This window comes from bacterium, from assembly GCA_021158245.1.
Taxonomy (GTDB): domain Bacteria; phylum Zhuqueibacterota; class QNDG01; order QNDG01; family QNDG01; genus QNDG01.
Genome location: JAGGVB010000186.1, coordinates 26453 through 33120, shown reverse-complemented (window position 1 = coordinate 33120; position 6668 = coordinate 26453). Strand labels below are relative to the sequence as shown.

Genomic DNA, 6668 nt, shown 5'->3' with positions numbered 1-6668 from the left:
GTCTCTACAGATCTTATCTTCAAGATGCTGATACTCTTGCTGATAAATTAAAAGATAAGCTTCCTGAAAAACTGCCTGTACTTAAAGGAGAGCTTGAAGAACTTAGGTATTTTTCTTTTATAAATTTAATATAAGCATAAAATTGTGGGAGCAATATTTTTGCTCCGGCAAAAATTCGAGTAACCGGCTGAATTAAAAACCTTTCTGTTATCTCTGAAATGAACCTGACTAGACGGAAAATGAGACAATCTCTCAAATTGGGAAAAACTCTTATTCCAGTAAAATCATCTTCCCTGAAGCAATAAAATTCTTCATTTTTATCCGGTAAATATACAACCCTGACTCCATATCATGAAAGTTAATTTTTACTTTATACTCTCCCTTCTGATATAGACGGTCAACAGGTATTGACACAAGCTTTCCCTGAATGGAAAATATTTTAAGCACTACTCTGCACGGTTCCTTTACAGTAAATGGAATTATCGTAATCGGATTAAACGGATTCGGATAATTCCGGCCCAACAGAAAAAATTCAGGGTTAGACATCCGTTCATCTCTCTCGCCGCTGTACATACTTTCATAATCAATTGCAGCATTAAAAATTTCATCTACAAACTGCGGTGCGACCAGTGCTGTAGCAGAAGTGTTAGGATGGCTGTCATCAAGATCAACAGCATATTGATTCGGAAGTTTCCCGGAACTGTCAGCCAGTTTATGAAAAAAATCGAACACATAGACATTTTTCGGAAAAACTCCGAATTCATCATCAAGGCCGGCAGCAAGAGTATCCTTAGCCCAGGTACAGAACTGATCGGACAGAGCAGCTTCCGTATCGTCTGTCTGTTCAGCTACAAGAGGTGCATTTGTCCAAATTGCAAAATAGTTTTGGGGATGTTTCTCCATAATCCTTACAATCTTCCGCCAGAGATATTTATAATTATACACTGTTTTGGAATATAAATCAGACGTATCAGAACCGGTACCGTAACTTTCAATACTTGAAGAAGGAAAACATGATTTTATAACTACTATCTTATTTGACTGCAAAATTGGACGTATATCATCAGAAGTCTCTTCGTTCCTTAAAATTCTGTACCATGTATACCACTCGTTATCTCCTGAAGGCCACCACATCTCAGTCATTGATACTGCCTGTTCACCTGAAAAACCATGCGCTGAGTTATATTTAACTATCTCGTCCGGTACTGTTACGGAACTGCCGTTATTTTCCCAAATATTATTCCCTGTTGAGTGGTGGAGAAATACTCCGCTGCGGAACTTTTGAGATTGTGCATCTGAAGAATGGATTACCAACAAAACTGATAAAAATATAATTACTTTTTTCATAATCTTCAACCCTCTGTTCTTGGGAAAATTGCTAATCCGTATACCGGTTATTCAAATATTTATCAATATTATTATTGGCAAAACCCTATTTGGCTTCTTTTACCAATCTTATGAGAACAAGATCATGACTGGAAATCTTTTTCTTATATACCTTCTTTGTATCCCCGACAATTTTGTTCTCCCACAAATCTCTAAGAATATACTTGTCATTATTCATTTTAAATTTACGTAAAAAATAGCCCCAGTGAATCTTTGCATTAACAGGTGTTTCACCTCTGTTAAAAAAGGCAACAGCAAGTTCACCCTCTGACAGCTCTTTAACCCAAATTTCATAATCTCCGGTATCTGTAATTTTTACTGCCTGTTTTCCCAGAGCATCCTGGTCTAATGCAATAACTTCTTTGTTGGTCAGGATACTTTTTATATCTCCACTCATGTTTCTTATATCATTGCCTGCCATAAGAGGAGCTGCAAGCATACACCACATACTAAAATGTGCCTTGTACTCTTTTATGGTCATACCCCCGTTTCCGACTTCCAGCATATCAGGATCGTTCCAATGTGCCGGCCCTGAATAACTTTCCAGGCCTGCCTGTTTATCAAGAATCAGAACCCAGCCCAGTCCTCCCCAATCATTTACACAATCCCAGCAGTCCTGAATATCTTCTGTTGTCCGCCACAGATGGCCTATATCTCCTGCCCAAAGCCACGGCTTTGTTGTGCCCCATTCACAAATACTGAACACAATGGGCCTTCCAGCCTTATAAAGAGCGTCTCTCATCAATTTGTAAGAAGCTTCAGAATTCTGCTTCCCATGAGAACACCAGTCATATTTCAGGTAATCCACTTCCCATTTTGCATAAGTACGGGCATCCTGATATTCATATCCTCTGCTGCCCGGCAGTCCCTGACAGGTTTTTCTCCCTGCATCAGAATATATACCGAATTTCAATCCTTTTGAATGTACATAATCAACCACTGGTTTTATTCCATTGGGAAATTTTTCAGCATTCACAATAATATTACCGTTTTCATCTCTTCCTGACTGCCAGCCATCGTCAATAACAATGTACTGGTATCCTGCATCCTTCATCCCGCTAGAAACCATAGCATCAGCAATTTCCTTTACCAGTTTTTCATTAATATTCGGGCCGAATTTGTTCCAGCTGTTCCACCCCATTGGAGGTGTTAATGCAATATTATCAAATTTCTGAGCAAAAATGTTTATAGAGATAAACATTATAAAAACAGTTACTTTTACCCACTTACCATTCATATTTTCGCCCTCCTGTTAAGATTTATTATTTATTTAATAATTACAACAATCGTTTGCATTAATCAAATGGTAATAATAATTACAATAAATTTCAAGCAGTAAATTTATCCTGATAATTTGCTGACTATCTTATTATTTTTTACGATGCAACTTGATTATTATAAAATTTACGTTCAAGATAAATTAATCTCGTTATAAAAATTGCAAAAAACAGTGCAAAATGGCACATTACAGAAGCTAGAGTGCCCTGCATTCCGGAAAAAATTAAAACAGTTATCAAAGAAAGAACAATAAATAAAATACTGCCCAAAAGCAGTAGTTTTAGCTGCTTTTTATCAGGATTTTTGTTTACCTTTCCCATTCCCATTGCAGATAAAAGCATCATACTGAAAAGCCCGATCCAGTAAAATCCTGAATAATACAGATATTTTGGCATGGGATTACTGTACTGTGCAAAAACAACCCGGCATACAGAATCAACAACAAATCCGTTGTCAAGAAAAATCCATACAACAATTCCTGCTGCAGAAAGAAACATAAAAACAGAAAAAATTAAAATTGTTTTTTGGTTTTTCCCTGTAAAAAGGTGTGAGATGAGAAGTAGTCCTGCAGGAGGCAGCCAGGCAACATCAATAAATGCCAGTTTTAATAGAAAGAGACCATTCCATGAAGTACAAATAACTGCTTCAAGAATCTGGTACCCTGCTAAAAGAATTAATATTGCACTTGCAGTATAGATTATCGTTTTTCTTCCTCTTCCTGATAATGCCCATATTGCTGCAGATATTTCAAAAATCGCAGTTATTACAGATAGAATCGGGGAATATCCCACAATTACCTCCGTTTAATTATTGATCAGGCTAATTTAAACAATTCATAATTTATTCTGATTATTTATGTTTTTTTAAGGCTAAACCCCATAATTACTCCAAGAACAACAGACCATACAGCAGCAAGTGTTATCTGCAAATGCTGTGGAAGAATAAACGTTATTGTATGAGCAGGAATCCAGAACCATACAAGTGTATAAACGGCCTTGTCCATTCCTGTAAATTTCCATCTCTTTTCAATGGCATTATCCATTATCCTGTGAATAAACATCATTTGAGGGCCGAAGAAAAGGTTAACTACTACAGAGATTGTAAAAGCTTTTACAAGAGAATTACCGTACAGAAAACCTGGAAAATAGTGGTGTTCCACTAATGCATTTATCATGGCTTTGTATCCGAAAAATCCGTATTTAATTACTATCCCCAATAATCCCCATGATAGTATTTTCAGTATGTATTGAAATATTGACAATTTTTTTGTTGAATTTGTAATTTTTAACGTAATTATTTCTCCTAAGGTACCTAATACTGCAAACTCAATAAAAGCTGTTCTCAAGGGAAAAGTCTTTACATAATATACAAATATTTCAAACATTACGCTGTCTCCGTTAATATTGACTATGTTTTTAGTATCAATATAATTTACAGTTCAGGCCTGATAGTTCAAAGAGGTTTTTGCAATATAAAAAGCCCGCTAAGAATCTAACGGGCTTTAAAATACCAAATTTAAGAAATAATCTATTTATTGAGATAATTATCAATCGCCTCAGCAGCTTTTCTGCCGTGTCCCATAGCCTCTATTACAGTATATCCACCTGCTATAGCGTCTCCGCCTGCAAACATGTTTAGGAAATAGGCTCTACTATTCTAACTAATTTTAGCTTTTTTTTGTACTATTAATTTATCAAAAAAATTCTAATGAGGAAATAAAATAAAATTATTATATTGACATAAATATATTTTTAACGATATCTCTTCTCGAAACAATTCCTACTATTCTACCATCCTTAATAATTGGTATTCTACGAAAATGGTTTTTAGAAATAACAAGAGCAATTTCCTCTAAATTTGAATCAGGTTCAAAATAAACAACATTCTTTGTCATAACCATCTCAACTTTTGTACTACTGAGATAACCATCGAATGCTAAATTCAGAATATCCTCACAAGAAATAATACCTACCATTTTTCCTGAGTCATCTGTTACAGGCATACTACTAATTTTATTATCAAGTAATTTTTTTATTGCTTTTTTTAATAGAGCATCTGGTCCAATAGTTATTATCTCTTTCATCATGATATCTTTTGCTTTTAATGATTTTAACATAAAAGACCTGCTACATTATCATTTATTTTTATTGTTTAATAAAAATTTATTTATGCCTTCTGCCGCAATTTTTGCATCTGCGATTGCAGTTACCGCATCTAAATTAATATTAACAATATCCCCGCCGGCAAACACTTTTGGGATTGAAGTCATACCATTTTTATCTACTTTAAGCTTTTTTCTTTCTGTGAATTTCAGTTCATCGCTGAGCTTACCGAGAAATGAATAATCAGCCCTTTGTCCGATGGCCTCGATTATCATGTCGCTTTCAATAAATTGTATCTCATCTTCATTAAAGGCGGGAGCAAATTTTCCTTTTTCATCAAAGACGGATTTTACTTTTTTACATTCTAATCCTTTAATATTTCCTTCATCATCAAGGACAACTTCTTTCGGTCCCCAGGCAGGATTAAATTCGACGCCTTCTTCTTTAGCCTCTTTTACTTCCAAATCAGTTGCAGGTAATTCATGCCAATCTTCAAGGGATACTGTTTTTGTAATTGTTTTTTGACCCGGATACTGCATCTGCTGAAGCCGTACCGTTTCACGAGCAACATCCATTGCGACATTCCCGCCGCCTATAACTATAACTTGTTTACCTACTTTTCTGTATTCACCGATCTTATTATCTTTTAGAAAATCGAGAGCAAGTACACATTTTTCGGCATTTGGTACTCTTGTAGAGAAACTTATTGTATTTCCAATACCAAGGAAAACTGCATTATTATTCTTAAAGATTTCTTCAAATTTTATATCTTTCCCAACTTTAGTATTAAAATTAAATTCAACTCCGAGAGATTTAATATAATTAACGTCTTTATCAATTGCTTCGAGAGGAAGTCTGTATGCAGGCGGACCTATTCTAATAGCACCGCCTCCACCGGGCAGCTCATCATAAACGATCACTTCATGACCTTGCAACCGCAGAAAATATGCCAGAGATAATCCACTCGGGCCAGCACCGATGATACCGACTTTCTTTCCTGTAGGTTCACCTGGCCGGATTTCAAGTTCTTCTTTAAAATTCTTGATCTGATCAGCCGCATATCTTTTAAGCCATCTAATAGCAAGAGAATCTCCTCTTATATGCAGAGAACAGGCATCTTCACAATGTGCCATACATACTCTTCCGCAAATAGACGGGATTGGGTTATCTTCATAAATTTTTTCAAGTGATTCTTTTGGGTCATCTCTGTAAATTGCATCAATATAATCTGATATTTTAAGATGTGCCGGACATGCCTCTTCACAGAGTTTACATTCCAGACAGCGACCTGCCTCTTCTCTGGCCTGATCTTTATCATAGCCGATCACCTGTTCAATAAAAGAAAGTTTACGTTCATCCGGTTCAATCTCAGGCATTTCAATTCTGTCCGGTTCAAAAAGGGCATATTGAATATCAGGCGAGAAGCCGTCATAATTTTCCTTGCGATGAGTCAGGCTGGCTGCAAATATGGAATAGTCCTGTTCGGATTTATAGACATCTTTTTCCAGTTTTTCGTCTTTTGGAATAAAGGTAAAGGTCTTAGTGTCGAAATGGATATGAAAGAAATCTTTTGTAAGAGACAAAGAACCGGGCGGGCAAATATCAACACATAAACCGCAAAAACAGCAGCGGCCGTAGTCTATCTGCGGTCTCTCATCTTTTCGGCCTTCATCAGGCATTGGCTCCAATTCATCTATTTTTACCATTTCAATCGCTTTATTCGGACAGATATCCGCACAATTTCCACACCCGGTACATTTTTCCCAATCATTTTTATGGAATCCCCTGTATCTGTCCGCAATTGGATTGGTCTCAAACGGATATTGCAGTGTCTGCGGTTTTTTAAACAGATACTTCACTGCTTTTAATGGATTTAAATAACTAGTATTAGACATCTTTATA

General features: G+C 36.0%; 6 protein-coding genes. All 6 read right to left on the bottom strand.

All coding sequences use genetic code 11. The annotated features are described in order from the left end of the window. Positions 1-270: 270 nt before the first annotated feature. Positions 271-1347 (bottom strand): T9SS type A sorting domain-containing protein, encoded by a 1077-nt coding sequence (locus tag J7K93_10990; GenBank protein ID MCD6117532.1) that lies wholly within the window; start codon positions 1345-1347, stop codon positions 271-273. Positions 1348-1432: 85 nt separating this feature from the next. Continuing rightward, complete coding sequence (locus J7K93_10985; GenBank protein ID MCD6117531.1) at positions 1433-2623, bottom strand: glycoside hydrolase family 27 protein; 1191 nt, start codon at positions 2621-2623, stop codon at positions 1433-1435. Between the two features lie 139 nt (positions 2624-2762). After that, positions 2763-3455, bottom strand: a complete 693-nt coding sequence (locus J7K93_10980; protein MCD6117530.1) for a hypothetical protein — start codon at positions 3453-3455, stop codon at positions 2763-2765. A 62-nt stretch (positions 3456-3517) separates the two neighbouring features. Further along, a complete protein-coding gene (locus J7K93_10975; protein ID MCD6117529.1) occupies positions 3518-4048 on the bottom strand; it encodes a hypothetical protein in 531 nt (176 codons plus the stop codon). A 345-nt stretch (positions 4049-4393) separates the two neighbouring features. Further along, entirely contained in the window at positions 4394-4780 is a 387-nt protein-coding gene (locus J7K93_10970; protein ID MCD6117528.1) for a CBS domain-containing protein, read from the bottom strand. A gap of 18 nt (positions 4781-4798) precedes the next feature. Beyond that, a complete protein-coding gene (locus J7K93_10965; protein ID MCD6117527.1) occupies positions 4799-6661 on the bottom strand; it encodes an FAD-dependent oxidoreductase in 1863 nt (620 codons plus the stop codon). Positions 6662-6668: the final 7 nt, after the last annotated feature.

Bases quoted from the DNA above. Each gene is read 5' to 3' on its own strand.
- J7K93_10970 (MCD6117528.1), bottom strand. From the start codon at position 4,780: ATGTTAAAATCATTAAAAGCAAAAGATATCATGATGAAAGAGATAATA.
- J7K93_10975 (MCD6117529.1), bottom strand. From the start codon at position 4,048: ATGTTTGAAATATTTGTATATTATGTAAAGACTTTTCCCTTGAGAACA.
- J7K93_10990 (MCD6117532.1), bottom strand. From the start codon at position 1,347: ATGAAAAAAGTAATTATATTTTTATCAGTTTTGTTGGTAATCCATTCT.
- J7K93_10985 (MCD6117531.1), bottom strand. From the start codon at position 2,623: ATGAATGGTAAGTGGGTAAAAGTAACTGTTTTTATAATGTTTATCTCT.
- J7K93_10965 (MCD6117527.1), bottom strand. From the start codon at position 6,661: ATGTCTAATACTAGTTATTTAAATCCATTAAAAGCAGTGAAGTATCTG.